The following is a 21,235-nucleotide window of genomic DNA, read 5'->3' on the forward strand; positions in this document are numbered from 1 at the left end:
CTTATTATTCCAAATGCTTCAAATGCTCAATACCGTTTGTATTTTGGGGATTTAATTCAAGCGAACGTTTGAAGTTTTTAATAGCCAGTTCCTTATTTCCCATATTTTCATAAGCTTCGCCAAGGCTGTCGTAAGTATTATAGCTTTCAGGATAAAGGCTGACATTTAACTTAAAGATCTCAAATGCCTGTTCCTTTTTACCTTTCCCCATAAGCTTGTATGCCCAGTTATTCACTTCATTTTCTGCCAGTTGAAAGTCGGGGCTACTTTTCTTTAATTCATTTGCCGTTTCAATAGCTTTATCAAACTCCCTTTTTGTTAATTCGACCAGAAGCTGATTTATAGAAGATGAAAAGCCAAACCCATCAGATGCAATCTGGGCCGGGGAGTAATAATTTTCGTTAAAGATCTTTTCAGCTATTTTACCCAGCTCGTTGTTTGAGGTTTGTGAATATTCATTGGCCAATAGCACCGCTCCAAAATTCATCTCCGGATAAAGCATAAAATAGGTGGTAAAACCCAGGGTGGTTCCGTCATCATGAATAGTTAGTTTTCCATCACCTGTTTTGTTAATAAACCAGTTAAGCCCAAGTGCAAAAACATTCGCATCACCCCACACAGGCTGATGCGTCATTTTTACTGCCGGGTCCTTTTCATCAAGCTGAAATTTCAAATACTTTGTCAGATCCGCTATGCTTGAGTGTAAACCTCCCGCAGCCTGTGCATCTTCAGGGATATAAGGCATCACCATTCCTTTATCATTATAGCCTGTAGCTAAAAGCTGCACTTTATTTGCGGGGATGGTCATAAAGGTATGATCCATTTTTAAGGGCCCGGTAATGTATTCTTTTATCAATTCCTCGTAAGGCTTTTGATAAATGTTCTCCAGGATAATTCCCAACAGCTGGCCTGCCACATTTGAATGCCTTGGAAGCAACCCGGGAACAGTATCCAGTTTAGCTTTATACAGATCCTCTAACAGATTTGCTTTTGTATAACCCTTATGCAGCTTTGCAATGGCGAAAGACATAGAATCCGGGCTTACGTTTTTAAATGCTTCCGGCTTATCCGGCAGGTTATCGGGCAGGCGCGAGGTAAGATTTACCAAATGAAGCAGTTGGATCGGTTTCCCGTTATATTCCAGGTTGGGGTAATTTCCTCTCAGGTATTTGCGGATATCGTCATCAAGCTTTACCTTTTTCTCCAACACGGCATGGGCCAGCAAAAGGCTTCCAAATGTTTTGGTTATCGAACCAATTTCATACAGCGTTTGCCCGGTTGGTTTCTGGTTTTTATCTTTTTTAATACTGCCATAGTTATACTGGTATATTTTACCATCCTTAATAACCCCGGCTGAAAACCCCACCCATAAATGATCTTTTATAAAATCCCGGGCAGCGTGGTCAACTATCGTGTCCATTTTGAGGTTGGCCGGTGTATCGTGCTGGGCAATAGCTGCAAATTTTACCTGAATCAATATGGCAAATACAAGGGCAAGTTTCTTCATTTTAATTGCTATCTCTTTGATCAATTATTTCGCTTTGCGGATATAAATATTGCCGTTCATATTTTTCATTAACATTTCGGGGCCGCCGCCATCAATTTTGCCGTATACCCAATCCTCTAACTTTAAGCTGTACATGCCCCCCTTACTTCCAGTAGTATGAGTTACATTTGGTTTATGCTGCTCAGGGGTTACATCAAAATCAGTGTAGATCTCGCCACGGTCTGATTTAAGCTTCACGTTGGCTTTCAGGCTTGCCGGGAAGGTAACATCCACATTGCCGTTAAGGGTGGTAAATGCCATAGGCGCTTTTGGGTCAATACCCCTAAAGGTTACTACAACATTTCCGTTAACCGTATTAGCCACAACCGAGCCTGATATATTGGTTAATTTAATAGCGCCATTCACGTTACTTATTTCAAGCTCGCCGCTAACATTACTAGCCAAAATGTCGCCATCATTTACGGTTCTTAGTTTTAAAGTAACTTCGTTTTGCGGAATTTTGATTACCAGGTTTGTTGTTTTCCCAGCCTCGCCATGCACGCTGATATTATTATTGTTTTCCTCGGCCTGAATATCCGCCCTGCTGCCGGTTGATAAAGAGTGCATTCCATCGTGGGTTCTTACCCGCTCTTTCTTATCACCTTTGTCCTGTACGCCTATAATTACGCTCTTACCTTCGTAGGTAGTTACAGTAATTGAACCATCAACCAGGCCCACATCAAGCTTATAGGGCTTGCCGGGCTGGCTTAGCGGAACTACAAGTTGTTCACCGCTTTGTGCCCAAAGGCTGGTATTTATAAGCATTGCTACTGCCAAAGCCGCTACTATTTTTATCGTTTTCATCTTATCGTTTTTATTTCTGTTTTTTAATATAAATATTTCCGTTCAAAGTTTCGAATTTGAAGGTTTTACCGCCTGCGCCAAAGCGCACTTCCGATGCTTTGCTGAGCTTGTATATTGTGCCGTTGCCGTTTTTTGTTTCCGTTTTCTTGATCCTGCTTGGCAATACTTCCGCATCCTCAAAATCGGTATAGAACTGGCCGTTCATGCTTTTAAATTCCACGTCAGCCGATAAACCCCGCGGGTAGGTAACATTTAGTTCCCCATTAACTGAATAATAGGATGATGCCTCGGGTGGATTGCGTAGGTAAGTAACCGTAACCGGCCCGTTTACTGTATGTGCACTGGTGGTGCCTTTTGCATTTACAATTTCTATGCTGCCATTTACATTATTTATTTTTAATGCTCCGTATACATTTTTTACAATAATGTTGCCTTCATTTACAGTTGATGCATAAAGATCGACCTGGTTTGGCACCTTAACGGTATATTCCAGCTTAACCCGGTATTCTATGTGGCGGTCGTTATCGCCCCTGTTCCAGTTGCGGTGAGGCCTGGTGTCATACGGATAAGCTGTATAGGCTATCACGCTGTCGCCTTTTTGATCAAACCCAAGCTTAAAATCTCTTTTGCCCTCTTCAACGGTTTGCTGATCATCAGCAGTAATGGTTTCATCAATTTCAATGATCACCTTATCGCCTGCATACCCTTCAACTTTTACCGAGCCATCGAGGTTACAGATAGCAACCGCCTTTTTCGCGGTAAACTCTTTGCTTACATGCGTTTTATATACCTGCGCCTGTGCTGTAATTTGGGCAAGGCAAAGCCCAACTCCTGTTAAAACAGGGATCAATATTCTTTTCATAAAATTGTGTTTAAATCAGTTGTGTTATGGTTTCTTTTATCTTATCCCTGACGCCATGATCAAGGTCTTTTTGTTTTAATAATTCTCTAAACGATTTTACCGAGCTTTTTTCCTGCAGCTTAAGCATCACATCCGCAATGGCCGATTGCATCAGCGGCGAATCCTGTTGTGTAATGGACTGTACCAACCCTTGTCTAACTTCCGGATGGCCGGCAAGACGAACCAATGCATCAAGCGTACTTAAGCGCACGTTTACGTTAGGGTCATTGTTCAGCGTGGCCAATAAGGCATCGATCACTTCTTTGTCGGCATGTTTTATTTCGCTGGTATAGCTAACACCTCTCATCCGTTCAGATGCAGAAGGATTTTCAAGTAAAGCCAGCATCATGGTTTGTTTCAGCTCATGCACCTGCGAGGTTAGCTCTGCCATTTGCTTATCCTGTTTGCTGCTTCCGGCTAAATTGAAAAATAAGTACCCACAGCCAAAGCTGATCAAAACAATTGCCAGAGTATAGGCTAAAGGCCATTTTTGCTTCCATTGCCATAACCAGCTTAGAGGCTCTATAATACCGCTTGATGAACCTTTTTTACCTGCCTCGGCTGCTTTATAATCATTCAACATTGCCCTGAAATCAGCCTGCATATTTGCAGAAGGTTCCGGCACTTCAACTTCATCCATCAACACCCAGAGCTGTTGCATAGACGCCAGTTCGGCCTTGCAGGCAGGGCAGCCGACTAAGTGCTGCTCCAGCATTTCTTTTTCAGCCGGTTTTAATTCATTATTTAACCAGCCTGCAAACAGCTCCTCATATTGCTCACATTTCATCTTTTTCCTGTTTTAGCGTTCTGTTTTTTCATAAATACTTTTCAGCTCCTGCATGGCCCTGTGCGCCCGCGTTTTTACCGCTATTTCCGAAATATCAAGGATGTGCGCAATCTCCTGGTATTTCAGCTCCTGGAACTTGCTCAGTGTAAGCACCTCCCGGTGACTGTCACTTAACTTTTCCATCGCTTTATAAAGGCCAAGCTTTGCCTGTTTTTTTTCCAGGTACTCTTCAGGGGTTAAGCCGCCGGATAATCTTTCAGTATGATCATCCGTATTTTCATGCTTCACCCTTTGCTTAAGGCTTTTACCCTGGTCCTTAATCGCGTTACGAGCTATGGAATACATCCAGTGCACAAACTCACCTGTCGCCGTAAAGGTTTCCCTGTACTTAAGCATCTTATAAAAAACCTGCTGAACCAAATCTTCGCTGGTTTCCCGCTGATAGGTCATATGGAATAAAAAACCATACAGCGGCCGGTGATACCGCTCAAAGAGCAGACCCATCTTATCCAGGTCTCCGGCTTTCACCTTGAGCATGATCGTATTGTCGGCCAACGAGTTCAATCAGGTTCGGTTATTATGTTATTTTTAATTAGATACTCCGGTAAAACAAAATGGTTACAGGAAATGTAAGATTTTTTTGTGAGAGTCCGAAAGTCGGTAAAGACCGGAAGTCCGAAAGATGCGTTTTGTACCCTGATGCGTAATTTGGCTTTACATTTGATATTGTGTATTTTTGATTAAGAAACTCCGGAACATGGAAATAACAATAGACGTTAAATATGAGCAATTGTTAGCCGCAATAAAAAAATTACCTGCAGCTAAAATCCGTATTGGATGAAGGTTTTATTCAGGATAAAGCGTCACAAGAGCTTTCGGACTTTCAAAGCTTTTTGTTAAGAGGACCGGTTATGAGTTCAGAACAATACAAGCAGCACAAGGCGTACAGAAAATATTTATCATCTTACCCCCGGGCTGTGTCCTCACAGCACGCCACCAGACAGGTAACCTATTAAACATTAGCTAATACATCCTTTACTCCTTTTGGGAGGCATCCTACTTTTATCCCACAAAAATTTTGCTTAATCCGTAGCTTTCCAAAAACTTCTTAAAACAAGAAGCGCCCCTGATGGGCAGGAGCGCGTTCTAACCAATTATAAACCTAAATTATGAGAAGAGCTGCAAACATGGACTCGAACCATTTTTGTGCTGCCTGCCAGCCTTTGCATTTACTGCTGCAAATATAAACGTTTAAACGGCAGTTGCCAAGTATTTAGTATTATTGCCCATTTTTTATTATTTATTTAACATTAAGATTACTTTGCTGCGTAATTTGTAATAATAATGTTGCAGAACGTAAAGTCCTGGCTGCACGGCTCCTGCGGGTTATATAAGCAACTACTAACGTTATCAACAGATCTTTATTTTACGAAGTCTGCAAATTTCTGATAAAACACGGTTGGGCTATCCGCATGCTTGAGTTCAAATTTACCCGCAATTTCACGACCCATACCTTTACTTGTTCCCATTACTAATGCTTAGTTTTTCATCATGCAAAAGTAACATTCTGTCGGGTCTACGCTAAAAAAGACTACTAATTTTATAGATTAAATTTCCCTTTGTAAATTGCCCTCATGAAAAATAATATCGTTGACTATTCAATCAGGCATTATTGTTGTTAAGCAATTGTTAAATAACTAACCATTTTATACTAACTTGCACCTGTTCAGCGTTTTTTCATTTTTTAAATACCTTAATGCACAATTTTACCATTAGTTTTAACCAGCTGATACGATCTATAGCTCTCAATAAACCTTTTAACCGCAAGCGTTACTGGTTACTTACTCCTTTATTTTTATTGGTTTTTAATACAGGCTATTCCCAGGTTAACTCATCCCTTTTACAACCGCCGGTAATTCATGAAAACAGGTTTAGCGATTCTGTTACAGAAAGGATAAAAGATAGCCTGAAGCTGGAGCTCCAACACGCAAAGCTTAACGATCCGGTTAATGAAAGGCAATATTTAACAACTTTGTTAAAAGAAGAGCAGGCAACAGTTGGCTCCCAACACAAAAAACGCGGCCAAAAATTTTACTACAAATTGGCGGTGGCATTTACCAAATTAAGGCTTTATCCACTGGCTATGAAATGTTATTTTAAAACATTGGCTATTGAAAATAAAACCGATACATTAAAGTATGCGCCACTTGTAACTGCATCTGTAGATGGCAGAGAATCAATGGTGGATAATTTTAAACATCAGCGCGATTCATTAGTTTATGAAGATAGTTTGACTACCAGTATTATGGTTATTCATAATTCCGATATCACCCTTGTTAATAAAGACAGCACTTCCTATAATGGTGATGCTGAAATCAAATCGACACCTATTGAAGGAAGCCAGATCATAAACCCGTTTGATGATGGAAAAAAGGCCGTGGCTTATGCTTTAATGATCCATGTAAGGCAACCGGTTTCGGGCAAGCGCAAGGTTTACGTGTTAAACAATGTTGGCCATACTTTTATCACGCTGATAAAGTATAATGCCGATAGTACCAATGTTAGCCGGTCTTTTGGTTTTTATCCCAAAAAGAGCTTTCCGCTGGCAGCTACTCCGCTGTTCCCATCCTCATCCTCTACTTTTAAAGACGATGCCCGCCACAGCTGGGATGAGGTTTCGGGTACCTTTATTTCGCGTAAAAGCTTTAACAGGATCTTAACTATTGTAAAAAAATACGACCATAAAAAATACCAGCTCAGCCATACCAATTGCACCGACTTCGGGCTTGAACTGGCCGCTGAAGCAGGTATTACTATTACAGATACACAAGGCAAATGGCCGCTTGGTAAAGGCAATAACCCGGCCTGTATGGGCCAAAGCATGCTGGAAGGTAAAATAACCGCCTCTAATGATACTTGTAATGGAAAATTATTAGTGGTTGATGACCTGGTAAATACAAAAACGTTAACCCATTACCATAAGTAAAGGCAATCGGGTTAACGCTTCTACCTTTAATTATTTATCGTCGGCAGTATCTCTTTTTACAAGCTCCATACCGCATTTTGAGCAAACACCTGGTTTATCCGAGGTAACGTCAGGATTCATCGTACAAAAATATTTGCCCTTTTTCTTAATTTTTTTATTGCTGTTTGCCTTTTGTGCATTATAGTTATTACAAGCACTTACATTTAAGATCAAACCTGCCAAAGCAAGTATTATAAATAATTTTTTCATGATGATCTGTTTTAATGAATTGATCTTATTTATCAGCAGGCAGAAAGTGTATTTTGCCTGCCGATTAGATAATTAAAAGAAAAATGCCACCCTTAATTTCGCAAAAAATGGTGAGCCCGGTGTAAAGCTCATCTGATCTACAGGGGCAGTTTCATTTCGTAATTTGGTCACTTCCTCTGCCTCAAACTCATTCCATTCAGTATTGAACAGGTTTTCTATTGATAAACCCAGTTCATACCGCTTTTGCGTATAATTCAGTTTCAGATCAGTAACATAATAACCATCGGCAGTTAGGGTATAATTTTCGTTCCCCGGGCGCTTGTGCATATAGCGGTAGCTGAAACCACCGTTAATTCCGTTGTTAAATTTAAAATTCAATCCACCGGTGCTGGTAAAAGTTGGAGCCAGCGGTAAATAGTTTTCGCCATTTGCTTCTCCCACCAGCCGTGGTTTGGCCAGGTTCACATTCAGATCAGCAAACAGCCATTTGGCTAACTGGTAGCGAGCCGAAAAGTCGATACCTTCTCTACGGGTTTTGCCACCTGGTGCAATAGTCCCATCATCAGTATATACAAATTCCTGCTGCAGGTATAAATACCACAACGCAGCATTAATATATAAATGAGAAACGGGTTTCCAATTCAATCCCAGGTCTGCACCATAAGCAGCGGGTAAGATTTGCAGACCACTATTGCCTATCACAGCGCGCGCATCATTGGAGTGAAAGCCTTTGCCTGCTTTTAGATAAAACTGTACCTGCTCATTAGCAGTGTATTGGATATTTATCTTCGGACTTACTATTGCTTTATTCTGTGTGGTATCATAAAAATTAAAATGCAGATAGTCTATCCTTGCACCTGCGTTAAACAGCCATTTGCCCGTTTCCAATGTTTCGTCAATATAAGCGTTCAGGTTATTTTCTTTTATATCGCCTGAGCTTATCGTTTCTAAAAATTGATTGTCATGGGTAACGCTGTTATATAATGTACCATAGGTTCGGTCCATCCGGTCACCAACGCCAAAAGTTGAAGTCAATGAGGTGCTCCCAAAATAGCTGCGCTTGCTTAGCTTACCATTATAGCCATACATGTCCCTTGTTTCGTTTTGAAACCTTAGGTCGCCGTTAACATTGTCTTCGGCAAAAAAGGTAGAGTTTACATGAAGCTGGAAGGTATAATGGGTGTAATACAATTGGTTTTCCAGTGTCCAATTATTTCTTAAATCTGATGAGAGCTTTACTATGCCGTTGGTACGGGTACTTTTTCCATTCTGCGTGCTGTCAATGGTGCCAAAACGGTTGATGATATTTGCGGCGGCGGGAATTTTAATTGCATTCCCATTATCGTCAATGGCAGTTGTTCCACCTGCTACAGCCCGTTCCGGAATTTCGCCCGATGGCGTCCAACTGGTGCTAAAAGTGGAAGCACTGATGGACAGTTTATTATCCTGGCCAAGCTGTTTGGTATATTTGCCAAATACGTTGAAACGTTTGTAATGTTCGGCCAACTGAAAAGGGCCATCAGTATAATTATATTCGCCGGCTATGTAAGCATTCTCACCATTTTGTTTGGCTTTGCTGCCAAGCAGGTCAATTACCCCTGCTGCCCTGAAGGTGTTAAATCGTCCGCCTTCCAGGCTGATCATGCTTTTATCGAGCGCATCCTTAGTAGTATAGTTAAGGTATCCGGCAGTAGTAAAATCGCCTTTATCGGTATAATATGGCCCCTTGCCAAAATCGTAGGTTGATACCGTTTCTGGTATTAAAAAGTGCAGATCTGCATAGCCCTGCCCGTGTATGTGCGATACCATATTCACCGGCAAGCCATCTACCGAAACGTTCAAATCGGTGCCATGATCGGCATCAAAGCCCCTGATAAAGATCTGCTCGGCCTTACCACCGCCCATGTGCTGTGCTATAAACAGGCCGGGTACCAGGCGCATCAGATCTTGTGATGAATTAACAGGTCTTAAGTTAAGGTCCAAAGCGCTTAGCGTATGGAACGAATTATTGCTTAAATGCGGAGAGATCACCACCTCGTTAAGGTCGATCTGCCCATGGGTTAAGGCAATAACTATCCTTTGATCTGAGCTTTTAACTTGCACAGATCTTTTTTGATAACCCATATAGGATATGGTTAATGTAGCGGTATCAGACGTTAAAGAGAGCTGAAAACTTCCCCACTTGTTAGTTGCGGCAGATTGTTTGTTTGCATAAACAAATGCGTATTCTATTGGCTGATGAGTAATATTATCAACTACTTTGCCTTTGAAAATATGTTGAGCCATTGCAAGCTGCATTGTAAAAAATACTGCAGTCAGCAATAACACTTTTTTGAGTGTAAGTTTATTCATGTACGTATTAGTATAAAGACGATTATTTAGCGTTAGATAATGCACGAATAGTTGCTGATTAAAAATCAATCAGAAAAATTGGAACATGATCAAACAATAGGAATCACCATATTATCAGTACGGAAAGCAGACCGATAAAATGGATTGAATAAAAGATATTATACTAATGATTTGGGTGGGCGGAAGATGGCATCAATATAATGGTTTGTATATTGATAGGTATATTGCGGGAATGAACTTTTATTATCATCTAAAATAACAGGTTCAATAAATGTTAATTTGAAGGGTTCCTGGAAAAAAGAAATTTCGAGGCGGCTAAAATTATCTTTAGTCGTTTCTTTTCTTTCATTTTCCTGGGCTTGTTTAATCTTTTTCATGAAATAACATTTGCCGTTACAATGCAACCAGGGCTTATCACGATTGTCGCAAAGATTTGCTGCAATATAATTCTTGTTCAGCTCAAAACCCGCGAAAATAAAGAACCGCGTGAAGTTAACTGCAAGCAATGAACAGATGAGAAAGAAAGCTGTTAGTTGTTTTAACATGCTGCCGCAAATTTACAGGCTAAAAGCTAAAAAGTCAAGCTAAGTCCTGTATTTATTAGTACGGGTGCAACGTTCTGGTGGTTGGCCGTTTATTTTACGTTTTGTCAAAATTTTACGGTGCTACATACATTTAAAGCCGCAATTGTTTTTTATGTTAAATAGAATGAAAATGACGAACTTTAACTTAATATTAGGTTAATGATTATTGCGGGGTTGAAACTGATAAAGTAATGAGCAAATTTACTGTACCCGATAAAGTGCTGTATATATGCACAGGAAGCAAATGCAGTAAGCGCGGAGGAAAGGAAATGTATAAGCTGGCAAAATCCTATGTAAAACACTCCGGAGAAGACATAGAGGTAATCCGCACGGAATGCACAGACCGGTGTGATTACGCACCGGTATGCGCCTTGCAGCCGGGCAATGTCTGGCTAAAAGAATATCATAAAAAGGAGGTACTTAAGCTGCTTGGTTTAAAAGATTGAATAATTATTAAGCCTGCCCGTCGTATTTTATTTCGCCAACATGCTTATCAATCTGCCACCTGCCGGTACCTTCCTCTCCAATAACGTCAAACAGTTCAAGCGCACGGCGGGCTTTGTATTCCTCTTCACGCTGCTCTTTTAAAAACCAGTTTAAAAACTCCATGGTCAAAAAGTCCTGCGTTTTAAGGCAGCGGCCATATATGTTATTGATAGATTGAGTCACTGCTATCTCCTGGTCAAGGGCCTCTTCAAATATCTCCCTGAAAGAGTTGTATTCATGTTTAATATTAGTAACCTCAGGCGATACGGCACTGCCGCCCATATCTAAAATGTACTTGTAAAATTTAAGCTGGTGCTGCCTTTCTTCATTGGCCTGTTTAAAAAAGTATTCAGAGGAGAAATCGTAACCATTACGGTTGCACCATGAAGCCATTGATAAATATACAGACGATGAGTTGGCTTCCATTTTAACCTGCTGGTTTAAAAGATTTTCAATGTCACTTGAGATAAGTGTTTTAATCCTGATAAGATCTTTCATAGCTTTTCAAATTATTGGTATATACTGATCTAGTATAACAATAATAGTGCTATAAATTAACAATTGTATTAAAATGACGCAATATGTAATGAGTCTAAATATCAGGCAGGTATGCGAAAAAGCCTGTCGTGGATGATGTTGTTGAGCTCAAGCATTACAAAGGTACCCTGCAGAATTTCTTTCAAGGCGATGATCTGAAGCAGGGTTAGCACGTAGAAATGATCGCAAGCGCAAATAAAAATTATCTCAACATCAGGAGCATTGGTGGTATCAAGCAAGGTCTGCTCAATATCTACATGGTAAACAGCTTTGCGAAGCTTAAGCAGACAGCGGTAATCAAACTTTGCCAGCTTACCTGCAAAATCAACATACCAGCATCTTTCAGCATCACACTGATAAATAGCACCAGCGTTAGTTTTAAAAACTTCCGTCATTGTTAATTTATCACTTGTTATGGATTGCTTCATTAATGGTGCAAATTTGCACATTATTTATAATTAATCCAAATAGCAATTGAGGATTTCGATTTTTATTACAGAGATACAATATTTTACATCAATGAGCCCTGCTTCTTTCATCCGCATTACCTGTATCAGCCTTGCTGCCGTTTGTTTCAATACCAAAGCGGTAGCTCACAGCCAATTGCACAAACCTGTTTAACTGGAAATTGGTGAACTTTTCGCGGATCCCGTTAACGTTAGTGGTTACTGCGTTTGCACTGCTTCTGAAAGCATCATTAAGGTTTAAGCTAATGTTCAGCTTCTTTTGTAAAGCTAATGCGCTAAAACCCACATCCAATTTATAATAGGCATCGGCACGGCCAATATGGTCAACCTCCGGAAACTGGTACCAGAAGTCTATGGCAGATGCCAGCGTTTTATCTTTATTGAAGTAAATGGTATTGTTGGTAGCAAGGTATAAGCCATAACCCTTTATGCTGCTGATGTATGATAAGTCAGAATGTGCACTGGTATGATAAGCGGTTACCTGCTCGTTATTCTCAAGCCACTCAAAAGGGTGCAGGCTTAAACTTTCCGATATTCCTATCCTGTAAGTTTTAATAAAATTGAGCGGGATAGTGTAAACCAGGTTGGTATCTACGCTGGCAACGGTAACATTATAAAAACCATTATCAGTAACGTTTAAAAACACTGCCGATGTAAGTATATTTTTATAAGTGTGCGAAAGCTCGAGATTGGTATTATATTCTGGCTGCAAAAAAGGATTGCCTTCACCATAACTGTAGGCAGTAAATAATGATTTAAACGGGTTCAGATTCCAGAAAACCGGCCTGTTAATGCGCCTGCCAAAAGTTAGTGCAAAACTGTTTGCACTATCGGCCTGGTAGCTTAAAAGCATTGATGGAAACAGCCTGAAATATTTGTTGACGTTGCTGGTATTAAGCGTATATGAATAGCCTGTGGTTTGGGTTAACTCACCCCGCAAACCTGCCTGGTATTTCCATTTTTTCTTTTCACCATCCAAATTAAAATATACTGATTGCGTGTTTTCTTTATAATCGAACTCGTTACTCAGGTTGGTATTGTAAGTCAGCGTATTTATGCCGGTTCTGTTGTAATAAAAGGCATTGCTGTAAGTATCAATAAAGCTCAACTTGCCGCCAAAAGCTAGTTTGGCAAAAGGGGTTGGTATTTCGGCATCAGCTTTAAAAGTATACACATTTATGTTTTGCTTATTATTATCATGGTAGCGCGCATTGGCTGCAGGGACAACCGTTCCATTTGGTAACCATGTATTAGTTTCAAAGTCGGAGCGGTCTGTGCGGTAATAGTTAAAATAGTCGGCGTTGAGTGACAGCCTTTTTCCTGTGGTATCAAATTTAATAATACTGTGAAGGTTAATGGAATTGCTTATGGCAATGGGATGATAGGTAGCGAAGGTGCGCAGTGTGCTGTCAAGCTGACCGCTTTGATTATAAACCGGGTTATTTACATGGTCCGATCCGTCATAAGTTGTGGTACCGCCAAGATAGTTAAAGCCTATGGTTGCTTTGGGACTTAGCTTATAATCAAGCCCTAAAACATAACTGTATTCATGCAAGCGATAGTTACCCGTATCGGTTTGTTTCCAGGTTTGTTTCGGATAAAAAACATCAGTTTCAAAACCTTCCAGCTCATGGTCGCCATTAACATTTAAGCTGGCATAGGCTGATAATTTTTTTGAATTATAATTAAGGTTTGCGCTGCTGTTCAACATCCACCAATTACCGGTGCCAAAAACATTTGCCGGACTTTGGAGCCATTTTTTGCCGCTCAGTTGAACATTCCCGGATAGCCCTTGTTTTTTACTTTGTTTAGTGGTGATGTTAATTAATCCCGCATTCCCCTCTGCATCATATTCGGCAGATGGATTTTTTATAAGCTCTATTTTCGAGATTTGGTTTGCCGACATGGATTTTAAGTAGCGCGTAAGATCCTCACCAGCCAATTGTACCAGCCTGTCATTCACCATTACCCGCACCATACCTTTACCCGCAATGCTTATCTCCTTATTGTTTACCCTTATACCCGGCACCTTGCTAATAGCCGCAAGGGCATCGCCGCCGTTAGCTGTAATGCTTGATGATACATTATAAACCAGCTTTTCGGTATTGTTTTCTATCACAGGCTTGCTGCTGGTAATAGTTACCTCGCTTAGTTGTGTGTTTGTTATAGCCAAAATTATATTTAAAGTGGTATCGCGGGTCAGGATAACATTAAGTTGTGCAGGAAAGTAGCCCATAACTGAAGTACTTACTAAATACTTGCCGGCAGCTAAATCATTAAAGCTAAAATGGCCGGTGCTATCTGCAAGCACCGTTTTATCGTTGTTGTCTGTTAAATTTTTAAGATTGACAGAAGCAAAGTCTGCCGGTCGTTTTGCCAGGGTATTAACAGTTCCGGTAAGCTTAAACTGGGCAGATAAATTACTGATGGCGATAGTTATGATGAAGAAAGTAAAAATGTATTTCAAATTGTATTATTTAGTTTTTTTATGAAAGATGAAATTACCGGCAGGGGAATAATTTCGATAAACTGGTTATTGGCCAAATATATAAAATCTACTAAATCCTCAAAAGATTAATGCTGATAACTTAATGCCGGAATTTTATATATTTAACAAATAAACCACTCATCATGAAATTTAAACCTGCAGTTTTTTTATCACTATCCGCAATTGCTTTTTTAATGGCCTGTAATAACCAGGGCGAAAAAAAAGAACAAGCAACCAATCCCATTATAGGCACATGGCAATTGGTATCGGGCGCTACCATTACCAAGGGGCACACCCAGGCATATCCAAAAGAAAAAGATCAGCAAATGATAAAAGTTATTAATGAAACACATTTTGCCTTTTTAAATCATGTAATGAATGCGGCTAAAGACTCATCAAACAAATTTGATGCAGGCGGCGGCCGGTACACTTTAAAAGGCGACCAGTATACCGAGCACCTTGATTATTATAAAGACAAAGCCTGGGAAGGCAAGCCTTTTACTTTCACCGTTACCTTTAATGGAGATACGCTTGTTCAAAAAGGAATTGAGAAAGTTGAAGGCACCGGGATAGACAGGGTTATTATTGAGAAATATCTTAAAGTAAAATAATAACAATAATACATAAGAAAGCCCCGGGCAATTAACATTTCCCGGGGCCATAATAACCTAATGTTAAGTTAAAAGCAGTCTTAAGTCGCTAGTCTTAAGTCAAATTTTGTCTTTTTCTGACTTAGAACTCAAGACTTTCGACTCAAGACTAAATGTATACCTATTGCACGCTTGAATTAGTTTGCCCGTTTGAACCAAAATTAGTTGCAGGGATAGGAAGCCGGATTCCAAAAAAAACAAAAGGTTTACTTAAAAATACATTGTGGGCTATGCCAACCTGCAAAATGTCCTTAAAGCCTGAGAGAACCAACCCCACTCCTAATTCAGGAACATCATCTTTGTTAAAGTCGGGCGAGGAAACCTGCAAGCCAAACGAAAAATCTAGCAAGCCGTTGTTTATTGCAGATCTTCTATGATAGTTTTCGGTCCATGGCCATACACCTTTAAATAGTAAATTAAAATAAGGCGCCATTTGAAAATCGCCGCGGATATCGGTGTGCACAAGCGGATGTGCAAACAGCAGGCCCACGGTCCCTTCCAAATGAATTAACACCCTGTACATCGTAACAGTATATGAATCAAGATTGGTGGTTTTGCCGTTGCTGACGGTGCTTATTTTTAAGGATATTTTATCCCCGGCCTTTCTCTCCCCTGTATTATTCAAATCCAACTCTGTATTTAAAGGCAGGTCTGTTAATGATAATTTGAGTACCTTATCAGAGTACTCAAGCGCTGCTATATCTGTTTGATAACCTGCCCCGACAGCTGATAAAAATTTTGTATCAATAGATGTAAATAATGAGTCATATTTACTTTTTAATAAATTAACAAGGCTTTGCCCTTCCTGCTTAAGCTTTGGCGGCAATAAACTTATGCTCTTATTTAAACCATCAACGTCCGCCTTTGCCTGTGCAATAGTTTGATTTATTGTGCTTATATCATTAATTACCTGGGCAATAATACCGGTTGTAGAAATATTCCCCGACTGCTGAATGTTATTATAAAAAGCTATATTGGTTTTAATCAGGTTTGATAATGTTTCAAAATCCGTTTTTAATTGCAGCATCTCACCGCTAATTGGTGTTCCGTTGTAGTCATTTTTAATCAAATTATAGGCATTGGTTAAATCAGTCAAATTATTATCCAATAGTTTTTGAGCGTAAGCCTTAAATGCGTCCAGGTATTGGTTTAAAGACGCTTTTAATAAATCTAATCCACTGTCCCTGTTTTTTTTTGCAAAATCCTGCAATTGGGTGTATTGATCAATTTGGTCGGCAGTTGGCAGGTATTGCCACCTTTCAACAGTATAATAGGGTTGATCTGCAAGCTGGTCAAAGCCGGCGAGATGCAAAGGCAATGGGGGGCCGCCTTTATTTATCCAGGCACCGAGCTGTATGCTGTTTGGATTTGATGTGTTTAATTGTGCCAGATCATTTTCCATGTCCGTTATACGTTTTTGCAGCGCAACAAACACGTTTTCTGCTATTTTCCCCGGACTTACACTCATCTGGCTAACAAAATAAGCTCTGACTTTGGGATCTGTTTTGAAAAGCCCATTTGCAAATTGTCCAAAATTTTGCAGCTTCTGATTATATTTTCTTGCGCTATCAGGGTTCCCCGGATTATAAGAGGCTATGGTTGATTTAAAATCATTCAATAATTCCGCTTGCTTTTTTAAGGCATTGTTAAGTAGATCTAACAAGTCGCTTGTTTCTTTAGGCAAATTAAACTGGCCGGTTTGACCGAGCTTTTTTATGATAGCTGCTTTATCAATTGATATTAAAAGCGTACTATTTATATCAACTATATTAGGATTAATATAAGCCGGTTTTACCTGTTTGTGCACATCAAGATACTTGTTATCCTGATCTTTTTCTATAACTTTAAGCACATCCTGGGCCTTTAAACCCTGGCCTGCTATAATCAGGAATCCCCATAATAGCACTATGCCGCTACGGGAAATTGGTACATACTTGTTTTTCATTTTATTAACCTATTCCAAAGGCACAAAGTATAGCTGCACCAATATTTCCGGGTTGAGCATTAATTTCAGTAGATGGAACTACATCCGCAATACATTTATCCGTTGGTGACAATGCAAATACGGTATAGGTATTATAAATTGTCCAATCTAATTGATGAACAGACTGATCTAATTGAACACACCTGTTTTGTAAGCTTTGGAAAATAAAAGCCCGGTTAGGAACATATATAAATTGAACAGAAACGTATTCTGAATCAACATCATTGTCAAGCATCGATTGCACAAAAGCTTTAGCTTTTAGTGCAACTGCATCGCTTCCCAAAACGAGTAATGGTGTTATGGTTTCAGTGGGTTCGTTTAATACCGCGTTGAAATCACTATCTGCAATAGTACCATCCGTTGCAGATAATATTTTAATTGTATTTGGCATAAAACTATGAGATAGGTGTAGTATATATTAAATATATGGAATTTATTTTAATATATAATAAATAAATTTTCAGATATCTTTTATATAATCATATTTCCAGGCCAGTTTTGTAAGCAGTTCAGATTGTCTTTCACAAAGGCGGAGCAGCATCAATAAATTTATTATGTCAGATCATTTGCAGTTACTAAAGCTTAACATGCCCGCAGTTCCGCTATGATCTATTAGTTAATGGTTTGTTGAAATAATTAAAAAGCTGCTGCCAAAATACCTGTGAAAACATCAAATGTAATATACATCTTACAGAGATGTTATTACTTTTTGGTTAATTTCATCGATATTTGATTTTGTCGGTTATATAACTGATATTAAAAACCAATTTACCTATTCATCAAGAAAAAAATTATAATGGCGGTCTGCTCTATCTGGCCCGAACCTTAATTTATTTATGAAGCTTTACAATCCCAATTAAATCACAAATATCTATTCTATGGAAAAATCACGTCGTACTTTTATCAGGCAGGCCACATTGGCCGGTGCCGGCGTATTGCTCGCCAAACACAGTTGGAGCGCCAAAAGCTATAAACGCATTATCGGCGCTAATGACAGGGTGCGGGTTGGTGTTGTCGGGTTTTCCGACAGGCACAGAAGCTCGCATATTCCCAGCTTTATGAACCACTGTAAGGAACTTAATTTTGAGGTGGTTGGCGTATCAGATATCTGGAAAAAGCGCAGGGAAGAAGGCGCCGCTATTTGGAAAGAGAAAATGCAAAATGATGTAAGAGCATTTCGCAATAATGAAGAATTGTACGACAGCAAAACTGTAGATGCCGTATTTATTAGCACCGCTGATTTTCAGCATGCCCGCCATGCTATTGAAGCTGTGAAAGCCGGGTGCGACGCTTATGTTGAAAAACCTTTTGCTGAAACTATGGAAGATAACCGGGCTGCCTTTAAAGCTGTTAAAGAGTCGGGGAAAATTGTACAAATAGGTTCGCAACGCAGAAGCGGTGCTAATTACCACGCCGCTAATGATTTTATCCGCTCGGGCAAATTTGGTCCCATCACCATGGTTGAATTAACCTGGAATGTTAACCAGCCTGGCCGCTGGCGCCGGCCGGAATTGTTAGGCGTGTTGAAAGAAGCTGATACCGATTGGAAACGCTTTATTATGAATCGTCCGTATGAGCCATTTGACCCGCGTATATACCTTGAATACCGGCTGTTCTGGCCCTACTCATCGGGGTTGCCCGGTCAGTGGATGAGCCACCAGATCGATACTGTACATTGGTTTACCGGGCTAAAACATCCGCGCAGTGTTGTTGCCAATGGAGGGATTTATATGTGGAAAGATGGCCGCAGAAATTGGGATACCATTTTGGCCGCCTTTGACTATGGCCCGCTGGATGATCCGTCGAAAGGTTTCCAGGTTACCTTTGGTTCGCGCATGCATAATGGCGATGAACATCCGGCAGAGATCTATTACTCTAACGGCGGCGAATTAAACCTCAATACCAACAAGGTTTCTCCCGTTGGGGGCTTAACTCAAAAGATGGCTGCGGCTATGAACATGCAGGCTAACCTATTACCAGAGATCAGCCTGGCAAATACTGAAAAAGTGGTAGCTTCAGCCAATACAGGCGGCGATGTGCTCACATCAAATCATGTGCGCAACTGGATGGAATGTGTACGCAGCCGTCAACAACCGAATGCGCCCGTTGAAGCAGGGTACAGCCACTCTATAGCTAACATCATGACCAACGCCGCCGTACATACCGGCTACAAGGCCACCTTTGATGAAAAAACACAGGAGGTAATGGCGAATGGTAAAATATTTAAATATTGATAAACCATGATATCCAGGTTAACGAAATTAGGATTTACTATGGCAATAACCACGATGCCTATAATAGTGATGGCTCAAAAAAGTGAGCTGGTAAAAGTGGTAAAATCAGCAACAGAAAACAAGGTCGATATCTCTATCGAAGGCAAGCTGTTTACCAGCTTCCTGTATCCCGACAGCCTGGAAAAACCGGTATTGTACCCGCTGTATGCAGCTAATGGCACTATTGTTACCCGTGGTTTCCCGCTTGATCCAAGGCCAGGCGATCCAACAGATCACCCCCATCACATCGGCCTTTGGTTTAACTTTGAAAACCTGAACGGTCTTGATTTCTGGAACAATTCATACGCGATACCCGCAAATAAAAAAAGCTTGTATGGGTGGATCCGTACCGATAAAATTATTGAAGCTGCCGGAGGGAAAACCGGTGTATTAGCCTATCATGCTAACTGGACAAACCAGCAAAAAAACATAATTTTAGAAGAAACCACCCGCTTTGAATTTAGCGGAAGCGAAACCCAGCGTATAATTGACCGGATTACTACTTTGAAAGCAAATGTTGATGTTATTTTTAAAGACGCGAAAGATGGAATGCTAGGCTTACGGTTAGCACATGAGCTGCAAATGCCAACTACGGAAGACCAGCAATTTACCGACAACAAGGGCAATGTAACCGTGGTTAAAGGCGGCACAGACCATGTTGCCAACGGTAATTACATAACCAGCGCCGGTAAAACAGGTAATGATGTCTGGAGCAGCCGCGGAGTGTGGTGCAAGGTTTATGGCAAAATGGGTGCTGACTCGGTAAGCATAGCCATTATTGATCATCCTAAAAACCCTAACTACCCTACATTCTGGCATGCCAGGGGGTATGGTTTATTTGCAGCGAACCCGTTGGGTGAGAAGATTTTTACCAATGGCAAATCGGAAAAGAATTTGAGTTTAAAAAAGGGAGAATCGGTGACTTTTAGGTATAGGATAATAATAACCAATGGTGATAAAACTGTGAGCAGTGCAGAGCTTAATGAAATAGCAGATGAATTTGCTAAAGCACATTAAAGACAATCATCTTGATTTATTTACAGGTCCGACAGCACTCGCATATTTTGTCGGTTTAAATTTGCCATAAAGAGTTTGCATTTAATTAAATGTTAAATTTACCTATGAGCATTGCCCCATTACTTCCAAAAGATTACCCAAAACTTGTATACAAGTACAGAGACTGGTCCAATGATTTCCATAAGAAAACTCTTATAAACATGGAATTATTTCTAGCCTCGTCATCTTCCTTTAACGATCCCATCGATTGTAAAATCCCTATCGCGTATTATAAATTGGGCGATGACGCTAAATTACCCTTAGAGTATTTTGAAGGATACGTTGCAAGACACTACCCAAAATACACGGAAATCGAATGTCAACTAAAGGTATAAGAGTTAATAAAAGAAGGCAGATTTTACAAAAGCGACTGGTTGCGATGGCAAGAGGAGGAACAATTTAATCAATTATCGACTTATTACGGAATAATTAGTTTTTCCGAGCATAAGGCGAATATGCTTTTATGGTCTCACTACTCTGGCTCTCACACAGGCTACTGCATAGGGTTTAAATCTACAGAACTTTTTTTCAATGAATCAAGATTTGGTAGTGGTGGAAAAGTTATGTATGAGGAAAAGTTGCCAATTATTCTGCCGACCGACGACATTTATGGGCAAATGGTTAAACAGATTTATACTAAATCAAAAGTATGGGAATATGAGGATGAGTATAGGGTAACTAAAGGTGGCGCCGCTAATCAAATTGTTGGATTTACACAAAAAGAAGTTGCTGAAATAATTATAGGTGCCAGCATGAAAGAGTCTGATATAAAATACGTTGTAAGTATTTGCAAATGTAATTTCCCCGCAATACCAATTTTCAAAACCATCGTAGTCCCGCGAACCTTTGATCTTGGTTTTATCCAGATAGCTTGATTTTATTATTATTCTTGAGTGTTTTAAACGCAAAAACCCTTAGTCCGACTAGAACTAAGGGTTCGCATTACACCAATTAAGGTGATAAGATTTGGCACCGACCTACTCTCCCACATTTTACTGCAGTACCATCGGCTCTGGCGGGCTTAACTTCTCTGTTCGGAATGGGAAGAGGTGGACACCGCCGATATAGGCACCTGAATTTCTTTT

General features: G+C 40.1%; 19 protein-coding genes and 1 rRNA gene. 6 read left to right on the forward strand and 14 right to left on the reverse strand.

Annotated features, from left to right (window positions below):
* Positions 1-4 precede the first annotated feature (4 nt).
* The 5 genes from JWQ54_RS13205 to JWQ54_RS13225 are packed head-to-tail and all read right to left on the reverse strand — an operon-like array spanning position 5 to position 4,602.
* Positions 5-1,507 (reverse strand): serine hydrolase, encoded by a 1,503-nt coding sequence (locus JWQ54_RS13205; protein ID WP_299585400.1) that lies wholly within the window; start codon positions 1,505-1,507, stop codon positions 5-7.
* 24 nt (positions 1,508-1,531) lie between these two features.
* The gene (locus tag JWQ54_RS13210; RefSeq protein ID WP_299585401.1) at positions 1,532-2,350 is read right to left on the reverse strand and encodes a DUF4097 family beta strand repeat-containing protein; all 819 of its coding nucleotides are present in this window, start codon (positions 2,348-2,350) and stop codon (positions 1,532-1,534) included.
* Between the two features lie 10 nt (positions 2,351-2,360).
* Positions 2,361-3,212 carry a hypothetical protein gene (locus JWQ54_RS13215; RefSeq protein ID WP_299585402.1) on the reverse strand — a complete coding sequence of 284 codons (852 nt, stop codon included), beginning with the start codon at positions 3,210-3,212 and terminating at the stop codon, positions 2,361-2,363.
* 10 nt (positions 3,213-3,222) lie between these two features.
* A complete protein-coding gene (locus JWQ54_RS13220; protein ID WP_299585403.1) occupies positions 3,223-4,038 on the reverse strand; it encodes a zf-HC2 domain-containing protein in 816 nt (271 codons plus the stop codon).
* 12 nt (positions 4,039-4,050) lie between these two features.
* Positions 4,051-4,602 (reverse strand): RNA polymerase sigma factor, encoded by a 552-nt coding sequence (locus JWQ54_RS13225; RefSeq protein ID WP_299585404.1) that lies wholly within the window; start codon positions 4,600-4,602, stop codon positions 4,051-4,053.
* A gap of 1,192 nt (positions 4,603-5,794) precedes the next feature.
* On the opposite strand from JWQ54_RS13225, the gene JWQ54_RS13230 reads away from it, so the two are divergent.
* Positions 5,795-7,024 (forward strand): hypothetical protein, encoded by a 1,230-nt coding sequence (locus tag JWQ54_RS13230; protein WP_299585405.1) that lies wholly within the window; start codon positions 5,795-5,797, stop codon positions 7,022-7,024.
* Between the two features lie 30 nt (positions 7,025-7,054).
* Here the strand turns inward: JWQ54_RS13230 and JWQ54_RS13235 are convergent, their stop codons facing one another.
* The 3 genes from JWQ54_RS13235 to JWQ54_RS13245 form a co-directional block, all read right to left on the reverse strand.
* Positions 7,055-7,273: a heavy metal-binding domain-containing protein gene (locus JWQ54_RS13235; RefSeq protein WP_299585406.1), complete on the reverse strand. Its 219-nt coding sequence runs from the start codon at positions 7,271-7,273 to the stop codon at positions 7,055-7,057.
* 72 nt (positions 7,274-7,345) lie between these two features.
* Positions 7,346-9,625, reverse strand: coding sequence for a TonB-dependent receptor (locus tag JWQ54_RS13240; protein WP_299585408.1), 2,280 nt, complete (start codon positions 9,623-9,625; stop codon positions 7,346-7,348).
* A gap of 158 nt (positions 9,626-9,783) precedes the next feature.
* Positions 9,784-10,002: a hypothetical protein gene (locus JWQ54_RS13245; RefSeq protein WP_299585410.1), complete on the reverse strand. Its 219-nt coding sequence runs from the start codon at positions 10,000-10,002 to the stop codon at positions 9,784-9,786.
* 398 nt (positions 10,003-10,400) lie between these two features.
* Between JWQ54_RS13245 and JWQ54_RS13250 the strand changes: the two genes are divergently transcribed.
* Complete coding sequence (locus JWQ54_RS13250; RefSeq protein WP_299585412.1) at positions 10,401-10,655, forward strand: (2Fe-2S) ferredoxin domain-containing protein; 255 nt, start codon at positions 10,401-10,403, stop codon at positions 10,653-10,655.
* Positions 10,656-10,662: 7 nt separating this feature from the next.
* On the opposite strand, the gene JWQ54_RS13255 is transcribed toward JWQ54_RS13250, so the two are convergent.
* The 3 genes from JWQ54_RS13255 to JWQ54_RS13265 form a co-directional block, all read right to left on the reverse strand.
* Complete coding sequence (locus JWQ54_RS13255) at positions 10,663-11,193, reverse strand: ferritin (protein WP_299585414.1); 531 nt, start codon at positions 11,191-11,193, stop codon at positions 10,663-10,665.
* A gap of 101 nt (positions 11,194-11,294) precedes the next feature.
* The gene (locus JWQ54_RS13260) at positions 11,295-11,660 is read right to left on the reverse strand and encodes a hypothetical protein (protein ID WP_299585416.1); all 366 of its coding nucleotides are present in this window, start codon (positions 11,658-11,660) and stop codon (positions 11,295-11,297) included.
* A gap of 88 nt (positions 11,661-11,748) precedes the next feature.
* Complete coding sequence (locus JWQ54_RS13265; protein WP_299585418.1) at positions 11,749-14,166, reverse strand: outer membrane beta-barrel family protein; 2,418 nt, start codon at positions 14,164-14,166, stop codon at positions 11,749-11,751.
* A gap of 164 nt (positions 14,167-14,330) precedes the next feature.
* On the opposite strand from JWQ54_RS13265, the gene JWQ54_RS13270 reads away from it, so the two are divergent.
* Positions 14,331-14,798 (forward strand): hypothetical protein, encoded by a 468-nt coding sequence (locus tag JWQ54_RS13270; protein ID WP_299585420.1) that lies wholly within the window; start codon positions 14,331-14,333, stop codon positions 14,796-14,798.
* A gap of 160 nt (positions 14,799-14,958) precedes the next feature.
* Here the strand turns inward: JWQ54_RS13270 and JWQ54_RS13275 are convergent, their stop codons facing one another.
* Positions 14,959-16,782, reverse strand: a complete 1,824-nt coding sequence (locus JWQ54_RS13275) for a hypothetical protein (RefSeq protein ID WP_299585422.1) — start codon at positions 16,780-16,782, stop codon at positions 14,959-14,961.
* A 4-nt stretch (positions 16,783-16,786) separates the two neighbouring features.
* Complete coding sequence (locus JWQ54_RS13280; protein WP_299585424.1) at positions 16,787-17,212, reverse strand: hypothetical protein; 426 nt, start codon at positions 17,210-17,212, stop codon at positions 16,787-16,789.
* 487 nt (positions 17,213-17,699) lie between these two features.
* On the opposite strand from JWQ54_RS13280, the gene JWQ54_RS13285 reads away from it, so the two are divergent.
* The 3 genes from JWQ54_RS13285 (at position 17,700) to JWQ54_RS13295 (ending at position 21,025) form a co-directional block, all read left to right on the forward strand.
* Positions 17,700-19,055 (forward strand): Gfo/Idh/MocA family oxidoreductase, encoded by a 1,356-nt coding sequence (locus tag JWQ54_RS13285; protein ID WP_299585425.1) that lies wholly within the window; start codon positions 17,700-17,702, stop codon positions 19,053-19,055.
* A 6-nt stretch (positions 19,056-19,061) separates the two neighbouring features.
* Positions 19,062-20,111, forward strand: a complete 1,050-nt coding sequence (locus JWQ54_RS13290) for a PmoA family protein (RefSeq protein ID WP_299585427.1) — start codon at positions 19,062-19,064, stop codon at positions 20,109-20,111.
* A gap of 494 nt (positions 20,112-20,605) precedes the next feature.
* The gene (locus tag JWQ54_RS13295) at positions 20,606-21,025 is read left to right on the forward strand and encodes a DUF2971 domain-containing protein (RefSeq protein ID WP_299585429.1); all 420 of its coding nucleotides are present in this window, start codon (positions 20,606-20,608) and stop codon (positions 21,023-21,025) included.
* A gap of 89 nt (positions 21,026-21,114) precedes the next feature.
* On the opposite strand, the gene rrf is transcribed toward JWQ54_RS13295, so the two are convergent.
* Positions 21,115-21,226: ribosomal RNA gene (gene rrf / locus JWQ54_RS13300) — 5S ribosomal RNA — on the reverse strand.
* Positions 21,227-21,235: the final 9 nt, after the last annotated feature.

The organism is Mucilaginibacter sp. (assembly GCF_028288225.1).
Lineage (GTDB): Bacteria > Bacteroidota > Bacteroidia > Sphingobacteriales > Sphingobacteriaceae > Mucilaginibacter.